General features: G+C 35.1%; 12 protein-coding genes. 2 read left to right on the forward strand and 10 right to left on the reverse strand.

Translation table 11 applies throughout. The annotated features are described in order from the left end of the window. Positions 1–185: 185 nt before the first annotated feature. The 4 genes from ACONDI_RS08055 to ACONDI_RS08070 form a co-directional block, all read right to left on the reverse strand. Positions 186–2,339, reverse strand: coding sequence for a sigma-54-dependent Fis family transcriptional regulator (locus ACONDI_RS08055; RefSeq protein ID WP_241078023.1), 2,154 nt, complete (start codon positions 2,337–2,339; stop codon positions 186–188). A gap of 23 nt (positions 2,340–2,362) precedes the next feature. Next, the gene (locus ACONDI_RS08060; RefSeq protein ID WP_241078024.1) at positions 2,363–3,961 is read right to left on the reverse strand and encodes a long-chain-fatty-acid--CoA ligase; all 1,599 of its coding nucleotides are present in this window, start codon (positions 3,959–3,961) and stop codon (positions 2,363–2,365) included. Positions 3,962–4,154: 193 nt separating this feature from the next. Then, entirely contained in the window at positions 4,155–5,774 is a 1,620-nt protein-coding gene (locus ACONDI_RS08065) for a long-chain-fatty-acid--CoA ligase (protein ID WP_241078025.1), read from the reverse strand. Between the two features lie 69 nt (positions 5,775–5,843). After that, the gene (locus ACONDI_RS08070; RefSeq protein WP_241078026.1) at positions 5,844–7,229 is read right to left on the reverse strand and encodes a putative sulfate/molybdate transporter; all 1,386 of its coding nucleotides are present in this window, start codon (positions 7,227–7,229) and stop codon (positions 5,844–5,846) included. Between the two features lie 584 nt (positions 7,230–7,813). Between ACONDI_RS08070 and ACONDI_RS08075 the strand changes: the two genes are divergently transcribed. Then, positions 7,814–8,863: an alpha/beta fold hydrolase gene (locus tag ACONDI_RS08075; RefSeq protein ID WP_241078027.1), complete on the forward strand. Its 1,050-nt coding sequence runs from the start codon at positions 7,814–7,816 to the stop codon at positions 8,861–8,863. Positions 8,864–9,001: 138 nt separating this feature from the next. Here ACONDI_RS08075 and ACONDI_RS08080 read toward each other — a convergent pair whose 3' ends face one another. The 4 genes from ACONDI_RS08080 to tyrS all read right to left on the reverse strand — a co-directional run bounded on the left by ACONDI_RS08080 (position 9,002) and on the right by tyrS (position 13,613). Continuing rightward, positions 9,002–10,990, reverse strand: a complete 1,989-nt coding sequence (locus ACONDI_RS08080) for a transglycosylase domain-containing protein (protein WP_241078028.1) — start codon at positions 10,988–10,990, stop codon at positions 9,002–9,004. Between the two features lie 72 nt (positions 10,991–11,062). Continuing rightward, positions 11,063–11,407 carry a hypothetical protein gene (locus ACONDI_RS08085; protein WP_241078029.1) on the reverse strand — a complete coding sequence of 115 codons (345 nt, stop codon included), beginning with the start codon at positions 11,405–11,407 and terminating at the stop codon, positions 11,063–11,065. Between the two features lie 89 nt (positions 11,408–11,496). Next, on the reverse strand, positions 11,497–12,192 hold the full coding sequence (gene yunB, locus ACONDI_RS08090; protein WP_241078030.1) for a sporulation protein YunB: 696 nt from the start codon (positions 12,190–12,192) through the stop codon (positions 11,497–11,499). Between the two features lie 212 nt (positions 12,193–12,404). Then, a complete protein-coding gene (gene tyrS, locus ACONDI_RS08095; protein ID WP_241078031.1) occupies positions 12,405–13,613 on the reverse strand; it encodes a tyrosine--tRNA ligase in 1,209 nt (402 codons plus the stop codon). Between the two features lie 240 nt (positions 13,614–13,853). Here tyrS and ACONDI_RS08100 point away from each other — a divergent pair, with 240 nt between their 5' ends. Continuing rightward, the gene (locus ACONDI_RS08100) at positions 13,854–16,697 is read left to right on the forward strand and encodes a transglycosylase domain-containing protein (RefSeq protein WP_241078032.1); all 2,844 of its coding nucleotides are present in this window, start codon (positions 13,854–13,856) and stop codon (positions 16,695–16,697) included. 150 nt (positions 16,698–16,847) lie between these two features. On the opposite strand, the gene ACONDI_RS08105 is transcribed toward ACONDI_RS08100, so the two are convergent. Both ACONDI_RS08105 and polX read right to left on the reverse strand, forming a co-directional pair. Continuing rightward, complete coding sequence (locus ACONDI_RS08105) at positions 16,848–19,256, reverse strand: endonuclease MutS2 (protein ID WP_241078033.1); 2,409 nt, start codon at positions 19,254–19,256, stop codon at positions 16,848–16,850. Then, complete coding sequence (gene polX / locus ACONDI_RS08110) at positions 19,246–20,982, reverse strand: DNA polymerase/3'-5' exonuclease PolX (protein WP_241078034.1); 1,737 nt, start codon at positions 20,980–20,982, stop codon at positions 19,246–19,248. The genes ACONDI_RS08105 and polX overlap by 11 nt, the downstream gene beginning before the upstream one ends. Between the last annotated feature and the right edge of the window lie 3 nt (positions 20,983–20,985).

Below are 20,985 nucleotides of genomic sequence, written 5' to 3' on the forward strand. Positions count from 1 at the left end.
CTCATCTCGAATGCAATAGATATAATAGCAGGTTTGATTATTTATGTCAATAAGATATTTTGAAGAAATCTTGAAGGATGCATTAAATCAAAAACTCTTAAATTTTTGTCGAATTCACTTAAAAGAAGTCTATCAGGCAACGATGTTATATTATAATTAATTATCACGCAGTTTTTTAGTTATTTTTAATTTTCTATTTCATATTCTTTAATCTTTTTGTATAACCAGACTCGACTTATCCCGAGGCTCTTTGCAGTCTTGGTTTTATTCCACTTATTTTTATATAACGCATCCATAATCTCGTCTTTACCAATAGTCTTACCATTACTTGTTGAATTATTTTTTGATATAACTTGTTTTTCTTGTTTTATGTTTTCAGCATTTTCAATTAAAAATTCAGGTAAGTCGTTTGTCGTAATTTCATTGTCATCACAAAAGTTTATTATTCTTTCAACAGTATGCTTTAGCTCTCTTACGTTACCAGGCCAAGAATAATTTGACATCAAAGCTATTGCATCATCTCCTATGCCTTTAATATTCTTATCAAACATCTCATTAAATTCTTTAATAAAACTTGATACCAATAGTGGAATATCTTCTATTCTATTTCTCAATGGAGGAATTGTAAAAGAAATTACATTAAGCCTATAATACAAATCAGCTCTAAAGCTCCCCTCCTCTATTTTTTTCTCAATATCTTGATTGGTGGCTGCGATTATCCTTATATCAGATTCTATTTGATTAATTCCACCAACCCGTTCAAATTTTTTATCTTGCAATACTCTTAAAAGTTTGGCCTGTAAAGATAATGGCATGTCTCCAATTTCGTCTAAAAAAACAGTCCCTTTGTGGGCAATTTCAAATTTTCCAGGTTTACCTTTCTTTTTAGCTCCAGTAAAAGCTCCTTCTTCATATCCAAAAAGCTCAGATTCAAGTAAGTTTTCGGGAATCCCAGCACAATTTATTGTCACCAGGCGATTTGAAGACCTTTTGCTATTTACATGGATTGTTTGTGCTAACAAGTCTTTGCCAGTTCCACTTTCACCTCTTATCAAAACTGTTGAATCATGCTTAGCTGCATCCTTTGCCAACCCCAAAATTCTTTTCATTTTATCATTAGAGGTAATTATATTTTCATCTGTAGATCTTTGTTTTTGAATTTCTTTCTCGTAATAGGCAAGCTTATTATTCATAGAATCTATTAGTTCAGCTAATTCTATAATATCTTTAAAGTTATTAAATATCATTTTGCCTACAGCGCCAATAGGCTTTCCATTTTCTTCTATAGGAATGCCTGATTGGATATATCTTTTATTTTGATAATCTCCAATTTTATTTTTAAAAGGTTTCCCTGTTTTGGTTACTTGCCCAAGCTTGCACTCTTCAATAACATCATTGATGTGGGAATCAAGTAAATTTTTATTTGATTCCTCAACAAACTCACCGAAAGCAGTATTTGAAAATTTAATTTTCCCTTTGTTATCAATTACAACAATCCCATCACTGTCAATATTTAGTACAGTTTCTAATGTTGACGCAATATTTTTATAAGCTTGAAGTTCCGAAGCTAGATTTTCTAAATCATGTATATCCTGCAAGGTGGTAATTGTTCCTACTACCTTCTTCTTGTCAACAATTGGGGTAACATTTATAAAATATCGCTTATCATTAATGCTGACTTTTTGGGCAACTACTTGTTTTTCTGTCTCAACCACGCTTTTAACAGATTCATCAATATTAGGAGCATAGGAAGATAAATCGCTACCCCTTACACAACTAGCTGAAACATCAAATATTTTTTCTGCAGCTTTATTAATATTTATTATTGTTCCTTCTGTATCACTAACAATAATGCCGTTATATATGTTTTTACCTATAGAATTCATTTGGTTAAGCAAAGAATCAATATGATTAAATAAAGTAGAAATAAGATCTTCTTTTGTAATAACCCCTGATAATTTGTTGTTTTTATTAACTACTATTACATATCCATGAGGGTTTTTGGCAGCAATATCAATAAACTTTTCCAGGACAACAGCTTCATTGATAACCCATACTTCACTGTTGATAAAAGGGTCGATTTTTGTGTCTAATTCATACCCTTTAGCTAATGCATTCAATATATCTGTCTTAGTTAATAATCCTATAGGCTCTTCGATCTTGTTAACCACAGGCAATCCATCTAATTTATCCTGGTTTTCTAGCAATTTAATTGCATGATAAAAGGTATCTCCAGGATATAAGACATTCTCACATTTATACAAAATATCTTTTGATTTTATTCCTGAATCCACGACAAACTTACCGGTCAAAAATTGTTTAGTTGTACCTACATACATACCTATACTCCCCTTAATCCTCCTTACATTTCTTGTAATATATGTTTTTGGATTTTTCCTGTTGAGGTCTTTGGTATTTCATCTAAAAACACTATTTCATAAGGACATTTAAACTCAGGCAGCTTCTGTTCGCAAAATTCTGAAATATCATTTTCAGAAGGGCTTGTACCTGGTTTAGGAACTACAAAAGCTTTAGGTACTTCTCCCCATGTTTCATGTTTTTTTGCTATTACGGCCGAGTCTAAAACTAAAGGATGCTTACATATAGCTAATTCTACCTCAATCGTTGAAACATTCTCGCCACCTACAACAATGATATCTTTCTTTCTATCTTTAATTTCAATATATCCATCCTCATGCATAACAGCCAAATCACCGCTGTGAAACCATCCACCTCTAAATGATTCTTTAGTTTTTTCTTCATCACGGAAATAGCCCTTCATAACATTATTACCCCGCATCACTATTTCTCCAAGAGTTTTTCCATCTTTAGGTACATCATTCATACTTTCATCTACAACCCTGGTTTCAAAAGCTTGGATATAAGGGACCCCTTGCCTGGATTTCATCCTTGACTGCTCCATTAGTGACAATTCATCCCAATGTTGTTGTGGCTCACATATACAATATGGACCATAAGTTTCTGTAAGTCCATAGGTATGAATAATATTAGCACCCATAGCTTCCATCTTATGAATCACATGAGGAGACGGCGAAGCTCCAGCTGTCATAATCCACAGTTCCCTATCGATATCCAACATACTAGCATAGGGGCTTTCTGATAATAATATTAGCATAGTTGGCGTAGCACATAATCGAGTTATTTTTTCTTTATCGATCAAATCATAGACAAGATCTGATTTGAAAGACCTTAAACAAACATGGGTCGCTCCAACTGCAGTAACAGCCCAAACAAACCCCCACCCATTACAATGGAACATGGGTAATGTCCATAAAAAGTTATCATCAGAACTCAATTTCATCACAAGAGCTTCTCCCATAGCATGTAGGTAAGCTCCTCGGTGAGTATACATTGCTCCCTTTGGTAACCCAGTTGTACCACTAGTATAATTAATTGAAATAGTATCATTTTCGTTTGATATTTTAGGACTAATTGGTTCTTCTGACCCATGGCTCAAAAATTCTTCATAATCTATTCCTTCTAAATCCGTATGATATTCTTCATCATGTATCAAAACAAATTGTTCCACAGATTTTAATTTATCTTTGATGGGTTCTACAATTTTTGCAAATTCAGTATCTACAAATAATACTTTCGGTTCTGAGTGGTTCAGGATATACTGTACATCTTTTTTGTCTAACCCTGTATTAAAAGAAACCAAAACACCTCCAGATAGAGGAACCCCAAAATAACCTTCTATAAGAGGAGGTATATTAGGTGAAAGAAATGCGACCCGGTCTCCCTTTTTAACACCAAATTTATTTAAAGCTCTTGCTAAACGGTTAACACGAGCATTAAGCTCATGATAAGTATATCTTTTTTGCCCATAAATTATGGCAGTATTAGAAGAAAAAACGGCAGCACTTCTATTCAGAAAACTTAAAGGACTAAGGTTAGTAAAATTAACAGAGTTTTCATTACTATAGCTGATAAGTATCACCCCCACAAAACTGCCATCAACTAATCTATATAAACTATGTTCTAGTGGTGTATTTATTCTATTTTAATCACGTTATACCTTCAAATAATAAAGCATTTGCACAGATTATAATAATAAAAATATTGTTTAAGTGAGTGTCGACATTTGTTATTCTGTTCACATGTTAGCAAAAAACAATAAGGGTCTAAAGAATTTAATAGGTTTGAATCTTTAGACCCTTAATAGTCAAACTGCCATTATTTTTCTTTTTTCTTAATTCAAATTTTTGTACTTTTCCTGTAGCAGTGGTTGGTAAACTATCAACAAATTCAAAAATTGTGGGACATTTATAATTTGCTATCTTTTCTTTTACAAACTTCTTTAAGTTTTCCTCAGTTGGTTCTTCTGCACTCTTATTCAATACAATTACGGCCTTTGGTGTTTCCCCCCATTTTTCATGAGGAATGCCTATTACGGCACATTGATCAACTGCCGGATGCTTGTACAAGACATTCTCAACCTCTACTGACGAAATATTTTCTCCACCTGAGATAATAATATCTTTTTCCCTGTCTTTTATCTCACAGAGTCCGTTTTTATCTATAGTAGCAAGGTCTCCCATGTGGAACCAACCAGGCTTCTTGGCATTAAAAGCTTCTTTTGTAGCCTCTGGCTTGTTCCAGTAGCCTTCCATAACCTGATTACCACGAACAATAATCTCCCCTAAATGCTCATCATCCCAGGGCACATCCTCTCCATCTTCGTCAACAACCCTAACTTTGCATCCCATAACTTCTCCGCCTTGTTTTCTTTTTAAATCATATTTGTCATAGGATTCTAACAGTTTAGGTGAATGGCTTGTCGTAATAATAGGCCCAACTTCTGTAGCGCCATATACATGGGCAATCTCCCAGCCAAATTCTCCCTCAACTCTCTCAATAGTAGCCTGAGGTGGAGGACTACCGGCTGTTGCTATTCTTACTGGACTTTCACCAGTAGTTACAGTATCTGGATTTTCTTTAAAGTAACCCATGAGCATATTTAGCACAGTTGGAGCTGCACACAAATACGAAACATTATATTTATTAACCTTCCTAAAAATTTCTCCAGCATCAACTTTCTTAAGGCAAACATGCTTTGCTCCATTACCGGTTATACAATAAATATGCCCCCATCCATTAACATGAAACATCGGAAGAGTCCATAAGTAAACATCATTATCTTTAACTCCCATATGACCACTTAACATAATGGCATGCCAATGCTCGGTCCTATAAGTTCTCATTACACCTTTGGGTTCTCCTGTTGTACCACTGGTATAATTGATAGTTGCAATATCTTCTTCATCAAATTCAGGTCGCTCTGGTTGCTTAGGGCTTGAACCTTTTATTAAGGCTTCATAATCTTCAAAATCTCCTTCAGTCTTATCAGCATCATAAGCAACATAATGCTCAACTGAAGATACTTTATCCCTTATTTGTTCAATTTGACCTGATAGCTCTTCATCTACAATTACTACTTTTGGGGTACAGTCATTTAAAATATATTCAAACTCACCAGGCTTCAGTCTATAATTCATAGGGACATGAACTAAGCCCAACTGATTAGCAGCATAAAACGTTTCTAACATCCAATGAGTATTAAAGGATAATATTGCTACCCTATCACCATATTTCAATCCCCACTTCAAGAATACATTCGAGAGACGATTTACCCTCTCATTAAATTCATTGTAAGTAAATTCAGTCCCATCATCTGCCACTACTCCCACATGATCTCCATAAATGTCAACAGCCCTGTCCAAAAATTCTATAGTTGTCATAGGTACTTTCATAATATCCAGGCCTCCTTATAATTTGGCTTTAATTTTTAATTTGTTTTATTTAACAATTTTCAGGAAACATTACTCTTCACTGTCATCGTCATCGTTTTTGTTTCCATTTCCATTTTTTTCGATAATCTTCGTCGTAAATAAATCCCTTTCCATTAAAACATGAAGTACAATCCCTGCAGCTATTCCATAAGTAGCGCCATATAAAGCAAGAACTATTCCCATAGTACCCGCAACACTTCTTTCAACTGAGCCTCCTAACTGCTCCATACCAACTCTTAAGCATACCCACCCTGTAAGAAGTAATGTCATAGAAAAAGCAAGATCCAACACAGGTTGGAAGAAAGTTAGCACGGGTGAGATAAAAAGCAAGATAACACAGCAGAACATAAAGGTAGCAGCACCACTATATATTGAATCCATAGCATTACGACCAAATTTGTAACGCTCTGAAATCACTGCTGTCATAGGTGTCCAAATAGGCCCCATCAAACCTGGCCATGGTGCAATAAATGCATGCATAAAGTTTCTTAAAGATGTAACGATATTGATTCTATTCTGATCAACATCAACATCCTCATCTTTTCTAATATCATCTGCTTCATTAATTAGGGTTGTCCCAACTATTACATCACCAAACGCTATAACATAAGCTGCAAAAGCAGTAGGTATAGCCATATAAAGCATCTCAAAATTAGGAAATCCAACTGCAAAAGGTGTAAATTCCATCATCTCTACAAATGCAGGGTTGTTTAGTCCCCATTCTATTGAAGGTCTAGGAAATTCACCTATAGCAAAAGCAATTATGATTGCAATTAATAAACCAGGGAGCAAACCACCGTTAGACAAAATATTTGCAAACCTAAAGTTTTGGCGTAGATTTTTAAATGAAATTGAAAACATAATATAAATACATAATACAAAGCCTATTATTATAGAGATTGGAGCTTCAGGAACTATTGCACCTGGTTCAATCTCCCCAATAATAGCTGCAATACCAGCACCCAAAATCAATCCAGCCTTTAAGGACATTGGAATTCTATCAACCAATTTCTGTCCAAGTCCTGTAAGGCCAAGGATAAGGAAAATCGCGGCTACCAAAATCTGAACAGCAACCACAGCCCTGATAGCATCATCTGTACCTTTCCAAGGTTCTAGGTAAGCTAACATTAAAGGTATCGCCGGAGTAATCCAACCTGGAACCAGGGGAAGTCCCAAAATCGGACCAGATAACAAGGCAAACCCCGAGATAACCGTCATAGCCAGGGCAACTTCATAAGGTGCTCCGAAATACTCTTCAATTGTTGGTATCATCCCCAAAACAATTACAACCATAACTAAAGCTTGAATTGCCTCGGGCCACTCCCATTTCAAATGTATTAGTGGAAGTCTAATTTTTAATGGTCCAACTTTCCAACAAGGATGTTCTTCGCCTTCTCTTCTTTGATATAGCGGCAATTGTATCGCCTCCTTTAAATTTGATAAAATCTGATAAAAATAGAATATTTTATTGCCTTATTAAACTGTTTTATAGAGAAGTGGGAAAATATATCACCTCCTGAAACAAATTAGCAATTAACCGTTCAATTTATTCGCCTTATTGTTTAGAAAATTGCAATTATTATGCCAATTTAAAATATTTAAGAAATTTAATACAGGTATTTCGACAAAAAACCGTCATACAGTATTCTGTAGCTTTAAAATAATTAATAAAATAGATCTGCCCGGTTTACAATCCACACTAACACTTTACAAGTTGTTAATTAACAACTTGTAAAGTTTACACGATAGCTAAGCAAGTTTACTTTACAGTATTTCGAATTTTTTTATTTTAAAACTTATGAAGTTAAATACTACATAATCCAAAGCTTATTGTTAGGATATAAGACAATTGGAGAATTATTAGTTTTGCTCTGAACAATAAATAATTAACTTGCATAATTTGTAGAAATCTAATATCATCTTATTTAGTAAATTTTTCATGTGAAATTTATAATCAGTTTTGGTTATACTAATAATTTTAATATTTAGGAGTGGATTAATTGAATTTAGTTAGTAAAAATTGGGAATATTTAAAGATAGTCACAGATATTCCAAAAGATTATTGGAGTACAAAAAATGAAGTAGTATTGGAAAAAGAAAATTTAAAATTGAGGCGATTTAAAAACAAAAGTAAATCAAGTAACAATGCAGTTTTGATACTACCGCCTCAAGCGGGACACAGCAGTAACATCTGTGATTACGCACCAGATCAAAGTCTTGTTAGATTATTATTAAGTTATGGGTTACAGGTTTATGCTACAGATTGGCAGTCTGCAAGATTAAATCAGGCAGACTTAAGCATAGAAGACCATATAAACTTAACAGATGATGCAGTAGAAAAAATCAGGGAAGAAACAGGTTTAGATTCTATAACCTTAATAGGTCAATGTCAGGGAGGATGGCAGGCAAGCGTCTATACTTCCCTATACCAGGACAAAATTTCAAAATTAGTAGTAGCAGCTTCACCAATAGACTTTTATGCCGAAAGAGATTTCATGAATGATTACGTAGATGATTATCCTATGGAATTTTTTGAATGGCTGGTTAAATTAGGTGGAGGAGTAATGAAAGGTGACTTTATTTTAAAAGGTTTCAAAAGCTATGACCCTTACCAACATTATATTAAAAAGTATCAGGATTTATGGAAAATGATTTTAGAGGACGATAAGGAAGGTATAGAAAGATATAAGAGGTTTTATAACTGGTATGAATATACACAAGATTTACCCGGGAAGTTCTATTTAGAAGTTGTAGAAAAAATATTCAAAAAAAATGGCATGATAAACCCTGGAACTATAGTAATTAATAATACCTCTGTTGATTTATCAAATATAACTTGCCCACTATTTTTATTAGCAGGTGAAAAAGACAATATTACACCACCAAGGCAGTGCTTAGAAATGGCAAACCATGTTGGCACACCGAAGGAAAATATCGTTCAAGTTACTACTAAAGGCGGACATATAGGGACATTAACAGGCAGTAGTGCTCTAAAAAAACATTGGCCTAAGGTAGTAGAATTTATAGAAAATTATTCACAAACTGCTTAATAGAAATATTAATAGCTAGACAGATAAAAAACTACCCGGCAAATCTCATTAGGAGCCGTGATTATTCTTATATCACAGTTGTAGTCTCCTTGGTTTGCCGGGTAATTGTGAATAGACTTTTTGCACCAGAAACAATGTCTACCACCAAAAATCCCATTGCCACCAGCTAGGCTCTTCAATATGCGGACAATCAGCGTAAGAGCAATCTTCATCTGGCTCTGTACCTCTTATAAATATTTCTTCTTCTCCATCAATTGTACAGTCAGAGGACTGAATCAAGCCGGTTTCAGAACAAATAGTAAACTCAACAATATCATCAGGCCTATCAAAATCTTTGGCAGGAGTATCCAATGCCTCATTAATAAATTCTGCCCACAATGGTGCTGCAAGGTTTCCTCCTGTAGCTTCAAGAGGAACCTCAGCATCATCTCCAATAAACAAACCTACTACTAAATCAGGGGTATAACCTACCATATAAACATTTTTAAAGTTTTGCGAGGTACCGGTTTTACCTGCTGCTGGTCTATCCAAAATCATAGAAACTCCAGAAGCCGTACCGTCTTGAACCACATCTTTCATTAAGTCAGTTATTAAGTACGCAACACTTTCGTCGAGCACCTTATCTAATTGGGATGAATTATTTACCAACTCCTCCCCATCAGGACCAATCACACTATCTAGTAACATAGGCTCAATCCTATAACCACCATTTGCAAAAGCAGCGTAAGCAGCAGTTAACTCTAATAAGGTAACCTCAGAAGTCCCAAGAGGCGTAGACAGGTAATTATTCACATGACTATCAACCCCTAATCTTGCTGCCATTTCAACAGTGTTATCACCGCCTACCTCTTGATTTAACTTAACGGCAGTAATATTACAAGATTGGGCAAAAGCTTCTCTTAAGGTTAAGTCTTCGTTATGATAACCACCATCAAAGTCAGTAGGCTCATATGGCTCATCCATTCCGTCTTCATGCAAAGATATCGGTCCACAATGAAAGGTGTCAACTGCTGTATAACCATTCTCCATTGCAGCCGCATATACAAATGGCTTAAAAGCTGATCCCGGCGACCTAGGTAGGTTTACTCGGTTAAGAGAAGTCTCTTGGTAGTCTCGACCTCCAACCAACGCCCTAATTTTTCCCGTATCTGGTTCAAGAGCAATCAATGCCCCCTGAGGTTGAGTAATTCCTTGTTCATCCTTTCTTAAGTTTTCAACTTCTTCTTGTAATATTCTTTCAGCCACGGACTGCATTTCGCTGTCTATAGTGGTATAGAGATCTAAACCTCCGTTTTGGATAATTTCTGGATCATTTTTAGAGATGTCATCAAGCTCTTTGCTTAATATTTGTTCAACCACGTAATTACTTTCTCTTGAAAGACTAGGATTTTCAATAAATTCAATTTCCTCATCCAAAGCTTCTTCTAACTGTTTTTCAGTAATATAACCTTCTTCTTTCATTAGTTTAAGCACAACCTTTTGACGGCGATACGCTGCTTCTTCATTTATAAAAGGAGAATAATAACCTGGACCTCTTGGAAGCCCTGCAAGCATAGCCGCTTCTCCAAGAGATAACTCGCTTGCAGATTTATCAAAAAACAAATTGGATGCTGCTTCAATACCGTAAGTAGCATGTCCGTAGTAGATAGTATTAAGATATTTTTCCATTATTTCATCCTTTGTCAGTTCTCTTTCAAGTTGTATAGTAATAGCAGCCTCATCTAATTTTCTTTGCCAGGTCCTATCATGTGATAAAAAGAGATTTTTGGCAAGCTGTTGAGTTATTGTGCTCCCCCCTTGGGTTATCTGCCTTTCTAATAAGTTCTGACTTGCGGCTCTACCAATTCCTATTAAGTCAAAACCATTATGTTCATAAAATCTCCTGTCTTCAACGGCAATTGTAGCCCATTTAAGTTCTTCTGCTATATCATCTAAAGAGACCTTGGTTCTGTTTTCTACGTATTGGTTGGTCATGATTTCCTTATCCTGGTAATAAAAGCGCGAGGTCTGAGGGCTTTCTATATCGGTTACATCCTCCATACCATATACTACATAGACAAAGTAACCTAATCCCCCGCCCGCAACCACCAATAAAATCATTAATAAAATTAATATAAATCTCGTCAAATTAATCCTCATCTATAACCATTCCTTGTTTATATGTTTGTTTTAAAACAAAAGTGTTTAGATATAAGTATATCATAAATTCATTATATAGGCTCCTGTTGCTACCATCACCACACCTATAAAAGTGTGGATTGAAATACTTTCTTTAAAAAACAAGGCACCAAATATTGATAAAATAAAAAGATATATACCTGTTTGAAAGGCAACTATTGAGGCTAGTCTGGCAAATTTCACTCCGAATTGAAACCCATGAAACAAAAAAGCATTTGCTACTATCATTATAGGCGTGGTATATACTGCATATTTAAGAAGTGTTAAAAAAGAAGGAGTATCATACAACCAGTTTTGAAAAGTGACCACCACTGCTATACCAAGGCTGCCAAGTACTAATGCACCAATACCTAGAAGATAAATCATATCCACTTCTCCTTTATAGTCTTTAAATTTTATATAACTTCAATTTTATCTTTTGTACTATTATTACTCAAGCCTCACTCCAATTTTTTTTATCTATTAAAGAAAGGCATACCATCGCTAATACCTTCACCTCCATCTCCGTCTTTTAAAGGAAATGGAAGGTCTATAACTGTATCCGGTACATCACCCATGTAAATGGTATCTGCTATTGGAATGGCAGTATTTACTTCACGTTCTGCTGATATAAAGGGAACAACAAATTGCACGTCTGCAAAAACTTCTAAGTATATTTTGTGTCTTGTTTGATTGATCCCCGCTTCTGAAAAGGAATGACTAATATCAACATGAACTGTTCCTATTGGAATAAGGGTAACAGGAACCTTGGGACCATAATAAGCCAAAATCTGACTACCAAGCACCTGACCAAGGGGAATCCTAACTATCTCTCCTTCAATGTTTTGTAAAGTACCCTGTACTCTTCTAACAGTTTCTGCTTGTATTCTATTTACTTCCATAGTATTTATCTGAGTCATTGCAATTTTCCCGTCTCGATCTTTTTCGACTTCAATTAGATCATTATATCGTATTTCTTGAGCTACTTTTTCATTTATCGCCTGATTAATGGCATCAAAAGCAATAATCTTAGCTCTCGCCTCTGCTATAGCAAGCAAAGTTGGTCGTAAATTACTTTCCACAAATAAAAAAACCTGAATAATTAATAATATAATTACTATCAAAATAATAAATATTATTAACCTGGGGTTTAATCTTAACCTTCTTAACATTTTAAAGCACCTCCAGGAATTACACTCTAGGCCAAAAACCTAAAGTTATTTCTTTTCTCATTTAAAATATGGCAATTAGCCATTTTGTGTGAGAAAAAAAAATAAAAAAATAGCGATGATAAATATAAAAATTTATCATCGCTATCTGGATAAACCCAATAAGCTAGTAATTTATTATGGATTAATGGCGACTTGCACAAGAATCATAATTTTTATTTAATTTTTACCCTTGCATACTTTCTTTTACCAACTTGAACTATCATGCCATCAGTAAGTGTGACTTCTGTTTTATCTTTTGGAACTTTTTCTTGATCTATCTTGACAGCCCCCTGTTTTAACATTCTTTTCCCTTCGCTATTAGAGGGAACAAGTTCACAACTTTTTAATAAGTTAATGATATTCATACTACCGTTATCCATGTCATCACTGTTTAATTCCACCTCAGGTATTTCGTCAGGAAGGTCTTTTTGTTGAAAAACTTTTTGGAAGCCTTCTTCTGCTTTTAAAGCATCTTCTTCACTGTGATATAAGGTTACCAGTTCTCTGCCAAGTCTCATTTTCAAATCTCTTGGATTTACATTCTTTTCTTCTAGCTGTATCCTTATTTCCTCAATCTCTTCTGGAAACAGATCAGTCACAAGTGTAAAGTAATGCATTAATAAGTCATCCGGAATAGACATAGCTTTTCCATACATATCCCGGGGCGACTCGTATATTCCTATGTAATTACCTAGAGATTTACTCATTTTTTGTCTGCCATCAAGTCCTATCAAAATTGGCATCATATAAGCAATTTGCTGCTCTTGTCCGTATTCTCGCTGTAGATCTCTTCCCATTAAAAGGTTAAATTTTTGTTCTGTTGCTCCAAATTCCACATCCGCTTCTAAATGAACAGAATCATAACCCTGCATCAAAGGATAAAAGAATTCATGAACACTAATTGAGTAATTATTTTTGTAGCGCTTAGCAAAATCATCTCTTTCAAGCATTCTAGCAACAGTACATGAAGAGGAAAGTTTTATTACATCTTCAAATTTAAGCGGTGCTAACCATTCTGAATTGAAACATAATCTAGTTTTTTCTTTGTCTAAGATTTTAAAAATCTGTTCCTTATAAGTATTAGCATTTTTCATAACTTCTTCTTCAGTAAGCGCTTTTCTAGTTTCGCTTCTACCTGTCGGATCTCCTATTCTACCCGTAAAGTCACCTATTATGATTATCACTTCATGTCCTAAATCCTGAAGCAATTTTAGTTTTCTGAGAACAACTGTATGACCCAAATGAATGTCAGGAGCTGAAGGGTCTAGACCTAATTTCAGTTTAAGAGGTCTATCCTTTTTAAGTTTCTTTTTCAATTCATCTTCTGAAATTATTTCTGTAGCACCATGTATAAACAACTCATAATGACGTTTAAAATCCATTAGATTACCTCCCCATCAAAAAGCTTTAACTTTTTCAAGTAATTTTAGCATATTTAACTTTAGATATTCTATCATAACAAGCCTCCATTTACAAAAAAGATTTTCCAATTAAAACATAACATTGAGAGGTTTTTTTCGTCTTATAGTATAATATAATATAAATGAATTTAGTTTAGTTTTTACATTCATTTTAATTGTGATATAATTTCGTTTAGGATAGGTACAGGAGGGGTAAAGACTATGACTAATTTTAATAATGATACTGATAAAAAGAAGTCTAGAACGCCGAGAAAGAAAAATAAAAAGAAAAACATAAAAGTAAATTATAAAAAATCTTTAGTGCTTGCTCTAAAAATTGCACTTGTAATTGGAGCTTTTCTTATTGTCTTTGGTGGAAGCGCTGCTTTTGGAATGTTTGTTGCTTCATTACAGGATATACCAGACTTCGACCCTACAGAACTAGAGTCTACATTACCTTCTAAAATAAAAGATAAAGATGGGGAACTAATAGTTAGATTAGATAGGGAACAATATCGCGAAACAGTTTCACTCGACGAAGTTCCTGAACATGTCAAGCAGGCTTTTTTAGCCATTGAAGACTCTAATTTTTATGATCACCTAGGTTTTGATGTTAGAGGTATCGGTAGGGCAGCGATGATTAATATGAGAGAAACAGGTTCACCTTTTGGTGGACTTCATGGTGGTAGTACAATCACACAACAGCTGGTCAAAAATTCATTTTTGACCCCTGAACAAAGTCTCGAAAGAAAAGCACAAGAAGTTTGGCTAGCAATGCAAGTTGAAAGAGCATATACGAAAGAGGAAATTTTAGAATTATACTTAAACAACGCGGTTTATTTTAACCATAATGCTTATGGTATACAAGCTGCAAGTAATATTTACTTTGACAAAGATGTAGATGAGCTAGAGGTTGAAGAAGCCGCTTTACTTGCAGGAATCATCAGACATCCAAGTCGCCTTTCGCCTTATGAAAACCCGGATGGAGCAAAGCAAAGACAACAGGTTGTATTGCAATCAATGTTAAATCAGGATTATATAAGCCAAGAAGAATTTAACGAGGCAAGTAATAGACCTTTAGACGATATGCTCCATGAGCTTGAAGCTAGAGAATACCCTTATCCTCATTATGTTGATTATGTAATCAATGAGGAGATTTTGCCAATACTTGCAAGTGAAATGGATGAGGAAGATGAATCTATAGATACTCGCTCTGAAGCAGAACAAATGCTTTATCATGGCGGGTTGACAATTTATACTAATATGGACAGGGACTTACAAGCTAGGGTAGAAGAGGTCATGGATAATAATGATAATTATCCGATGACGTTGACTGGTGATAATGGGATCCCTCAACCTCAAGGTGCTGCAGTAATAACAGATCCCGCAACGGGTGAAATAAAAGCACTATTTGGCGGTAGGGGGTACAGCATAGAAAACATGGCAAATAGAGCTAATAGTAATAGCATAAATCCTGGATCAGCGCTTAAACCTATTATAGTTTATGGTGCAGCTTTTGAAGAAGAGATAATGTCTCCAGGAAGTGCAATAGATGACGCCCCTACAGCTTGGGAGGATTCTGGTGGCTATTATACTCCAGAAAACTTTTCAAGAGCTTTTAGAGGACTTATAACAATTAGGGAAGCACTTGTTCACTCTTTAAATGTTCCTGCAGTAAAGGCTTTTGAAGAAGTCGGCAAGGATACAGGGGTAGAGTTTGGTCAAAATCTAGGGCTATCTACATTAACTGAGGGTAATAAAAACAATTTATCCTCTGCAATCGGTGGTGGGGTTGATGTAAACCCTATCGAGATGGCTAAAGCTTACGGTGTTTATGCAAATGAAGGAATTAGAGTTGAAACTAACGCTATTTCAAGAATAGAAAACAGAAATAATGAAGTGATTTATGAATCAAATCCTGATAGAGATGCAGTTGTCTCCCATGAAACATCCTGGTTGATAACAGATATACTTAAAGATGTAGTTTCTAGTGGAACTGCTTCAAGCTTAAATGTAGACCGACCGGTGGCAGCTAAAACTGGTACATCACAAAACAGCAGAGATGGATGGTTGGTCAGTTATACCCCGGATAGAGTAATTTCAATCTGGATGGGATTTGACTCTGGTGGTGAATTCATACCAAGTGCAACTTCTTATCCAGTTAGCATGACCAACCAAATCTTTGATCAAGCTCATGAAGGTATAGAGCCCAGTGATTTTGATATGCCATCAGATATTACAGGACCAATTGAGATAAGTAGCAAATCTGGGCTTCGCCCATCAGATCTTACTCCGGAAGATTATATTACAACGGATTATTTTAGACGAAATATGGTTCCAAGCGAAGAATGCGATGTATTTGTCGAAAAAGAAGTATGCAGTGAAAGTGAGCAGATAGCAGGAGATTATTGTCCTTCTGACACCATAGAAACAGAAGTTTTTCTAAAAAGAGACGAACCTTATGAAGTAACAGACGAAAGATGGGCACCAGAAAGTGAAGGCAGACGCCCATGGGACCATGATTTAGAAGCACCTGATGAAGAATGCGAAGTACACCTTGATGGACCTAATAGACCAGTTGGTGTATCTTTAGATTTAATAGATGACGAGGTTCCAGAAATCTCCTGGTTCCCACCTTTTGGTGAAGAAATTGCAGGATATAATATTTATCGAAGAGCACCAGATGAAGATGAATTCACAAAATTAAATGACAGACCTATTAGTGCTACAAGTTATAGAGATGAAGATGCAGAACCAGGTGAAAACTATGAATATATTGTTAGAACAGTAGACGAAGACGATGTTGAATCAGCTGATAGTAATATTGTAGCTGTCGAGGACGAAGGTGAAGAACCGGATATAGACGACGATGAATTAGACGACATAGATGATATAGATGAAGATGATGTAGATGATATTGAGGATATAGATGAAGAAGATTTAGAAGACGATGACGACAACGATAATAACAATGACGAAGATACCGATGACAATGATGACAATAATAATGACGAAAATAACAGTGAAAACAACGATGAGGGAGAAGAGGAAAATAATGAGGACTAAAACTTCATTAAAATCTTAAGAAGTAATAAAGGGATGCGACTCACAAATTTTTATTGGAGTCCATCCCTTTATATTTTATTTGTTAAAAAGCAAACACTTTCAATTTTGATTCTGTCTGGTTCATGATGTCATATGAGGAAAGTTTTGTTTTTAACCAGCAAGAGTTACTACGGTTACACCCTCTCCACCTTCACCTTTTTCACCTAATCTATAATTTTTTATATGTCCGTGTCCCTCAAGATGAAAGTGAACTCCTCGTCTAAGATCTCCTGTGCCTTTTCCGTGAATGATTCTAACACTATTAAGGCCAGCAAGTAGTGCATCATCCAAATATTTATCTATCTTTTGTATAGCTTCATCTATCCTATGGCCCCGTATATCTAACTCCTGGGACATAGATCCAGCTTTTTGTACACCAAGTTTACTTGATCTTACTTTATTTTCTTTTGGCGAACCAGAAGTACTACCATATTGCTTGGCAGTGTTTCCTTTTTGATCATTTGATTCGTAAGGATAAAGTTCTTTTACTTTGACATTCACCTTCATAAGTCCAACCTGTACTTGGGCTTCTTTTTTGTCCTCAGATATTTCTTGAAATGTTCCAGGTTTATCTAAACTCTTTACATATACTTCTGTACCTGGTTTTAGTTCTGAAGGGTCAATAGGCTTTGATGTGGTTTTGTTAAGCTCTTTTTCTAAAGCTTCTTTTGTTTGAGTAAGTTCATTTCTTACATTCGTTGAAGTTTCTGTTATTTCTTTGTGCGAATCTTTACTTGATAATTTTCTTATTTCAGAGATTTGTCTTTCTGCCTGGCGTTTAGCTTCTGTAATTATCTCTGCTGCTTCTTCTCTTGCCCGTTCTATTATATTTTTTTCTTTTTCTTTTAGCTCTTCTTCTTTCTTAGTAAGTCTAGCTTTCAGGTTATTCACCTCAGCTTTTGACCTTTCAATATCTTCTTTTAATTCCTCTGATTTTTTCTCTTTCTTTGTTAGAGATGATATAAGCTCATCGACTTTTAGATCTCCCTCACCTATAAAGCTTCTAGCAGTTTCTATAATTTCATCCTTTAAACCAAGTCTCTTCGAAATCACCAGAGCATTACTTTTACCGGGAATACCTATCATTAATTTATATGTGGGTTCTAATGTTTTTTCATCAAATTCAACCGATGCATTCTCCATTCCCTGCTTTTTGTAAGCAAAATTCTTCAGACCGGTAAAGTGTGTCGTAGCTATGGTTCTAATCTCCCTACTGTGTAGATATTCGAGTATAGCCATTGCAAGGGCCGAACCTTCTGTAGGGTCTGTACCCGCTCCAAGCTCATCAAGTAACACCAGAGAATTAGAAGATGCATTTTCCAAAATACCTATAATATTTTTCATATGAGAACTAAATGTACTTAATGATTGTTCAATATTTTGCTCATCACCAATATCAGCAAAGACTTCATCAAAAACTGCCATTACACTTCCATCATCCGCAGGAATATGAAGCCCGTACTGAGTCATAAGACTAAAGAGACCCACCGTTTTAAGGGTTACTGTTTTCCCACCTGTGTTAGGTCCTGTTATGACCAGAGTATTAAACTCTTTACCAAGGTTTACGCTTACAGGAACAACCTCTTCTCCTAACAAGGGATGTCTTCCCTGTATTATATCAAGCTTCTTCTCCCTATTTATTTCGGGTTCTACAGCATTCATTTTTATAGCTAGCGATCCTTTTGCCATAATAAAGTCAAGCTCAACTAGATACTGAAGAACTTGTTTTAATCCTTCATTCTCATTTTTTATATCCTGGCTAAGAAGCCTTAATAACCTTTCTACTTCTCTTTCTTCTTTTGCAGTAAGTCTTGCGATTTCGTTACTTAACTCCATCAAAGATTCTGGCTCAATATATACGGTCGCTCCGGTTGTAGAATAATCATGGGTAACACCCTTTACTTCACCTTGATGTTCAGCTTTTACGGGAAGAACGTACCTGTTGTTTCGTACAGTTATAACTTCATCTTGAAGGTACTTACTAAAGCTTCTTTTAACCTTTTCTAAGCGACCTTTTAAATCCGACCTTTTATTTTTTATTTGTTTCCTAACACTTGATAGCTCACCACTTGCATTGTCTTTAAAATCCACTCTATCAATATCAAGTAACTTTTCAAGTTTGACAGTTAAATTTTTTAGACTAGGAATTTGCCCTACAATATTCATAATTATAGGGTATGATTCATATATTTCATCATCTTTAAAAAAGTTTTGTACTCTTTTTTGAGCCTGCAGAACACTAAGTACATCTATAAATTGTTCCATAGAAAGTGTTCCATCTTTTTTGGCTAATTGAAGAGGTCCCCGAACATCTTTTAAGCCATTTAAAGATATTCCCCCGCTTTCCCGGATCAAAAAAGCAGCTTCGCTAGTCTCTTTTTGCATCTTTTTTACTTCATCTACATTCTGGGAAAACTCTGTATTATCTATCATTTCTTTAGCCATATCCGAATATGTTTCTTTTTTTAACTCGGCTAATATTTTATCTAGTTCTAACTTTTTATAAGACTTATCTTTCACTTTGTTCCCTCCCGGGCTTTTTCTCCTTCAACCATAAATTTAACTCATCAAGGGACATTGTATTAATAACATCACTTTGTTCCAAATAACCTTTTCTCGCCACAAAAACCCCATATTTTATCTCTTCAAGTCGATTAGTATCGTGGGCATCAGTATTAATGACAAATTTAATCCCATATTCTTTTGCTTTTTTTACATAATTAAAAGGTAGATCCAATCTATCCACCGATGAGTTTATCTCCAGCGCTGTTCCTGTTTCTATGGCCTTTTCAAAAATCCTCTCCAGGTCAAGCTTATGGCCTTCTCGTTTATTTATAAGTCTACCAAGGGGATGAGCTATCACTCTTACATACGGATTTTCCATCGCTAATAATACTCTTTTGGTTATTTTTTCTTGATCCTGACCAAATCCCTGATGAATAGAACCGATCACAAAATCTAACTCCTTTAAAATTTCATCCGGATAATCAAGACTGCCATCGTTTAGTATATCAGCTTCAACTCCTGAAAATATTTTAAAGCTATCTTGCTTTTCTTCATTAAGCTTTCTTATATTTTCTGTCTGATTTTTTAGTTCATCGATGCTTAAACCCCCAGCAATCGATAATGACCGAGAATGGTCCGTGACAGCTATATATTCATAACCCTTATTTTTTGCACTATAAGCCATATCTTCTAAGCTATCTGTACCATCACTCCAGTTAGTATGGATGTGTAGATCACCTTTCAACTGAGACTTCTCAACCAAATCGGGGATATTCTTGTCTTCAGCAAGATTTATTTCATCCTTGCCTTCTCTTAATTCTGGAGGAATATACTGCAAATCAAGAAAACTGTACACATCCTCTTCGCTAACACTTTCTTTATTTAATTTCCCACCCAAAGATATCTCAAGGTTTTTCTTTGCTACTCTTTCTTTTAGCATTTCGACATGTTCTTTGTTGCCAGTTAGTTCTATCCATCCTAATGGAAATTTGCTTTCTGACAACATAAAAACATCGACCTTAAGCCCGATAATATTTAGAAAAGATATTTTTTCCCCGTCATCTTTCAAGATTTGTCTAATAAGCGGAAGATCAATTATTTTATCTTTTACCTGCTGACGGTTATTATCATTTGTGATAACGATAACGTCAATATCCTTTACTGTTTCTTGTTTTCTTCTAATACTACCGGCAAGTTCTACAAATTCTACCTCATCAAATTCCCTAATATTATTTAAAAGACTCTTAGCAAATGGAAAAGCTAACCCTAACAGATGTCTTTGTTCTTGCTTTTCTAGTTTTTCTATCCCCTGCAATATATTTTTCTCTGTTTTTTTGCCAAGAGAGGGGAGTCTTCTAACTTCTCCGCTTTCACATGCCTTTTTCAAATCATTTAAAGATTTTATTTCCAAGTTATTAAATATAATCCGAGCCGTCTTAGTACCTACTCCCGGTATGCCAAGAATACTTTTCAAAATAGCTGGAAACTCTGATTTTAGTTCTTCTAAAAAAGAACAACGGCCAGTTTTTATTATTTCTTCAACCTGTGATGCAAGTTTTTCACCTATACCTTCAATGCTATCAAGTCTATTTTCCTGGACAAGTCTCACAATATCTTCTTGTTGTCTCTCTATTATCTGTGCTCCCTTTTGGTATGCTCTTACTCTATAAGGATTATCCTCTTTTAGCTTCAAAAAATTAGCTATCTCTTTTAACACCAAAGCTATTTCTATATTAGTCATTTC

The sequence above is a fragment of the Natranaerofaba carboxydovora genome (genome assembly GCF_022539405.1).
GTDB lineage: Bacteria > Bacillota > Natranaerobiia > Natranaerobiales > Natranaerofabaceae > Natranaerofaba > Natranaerofaba carboxydovora.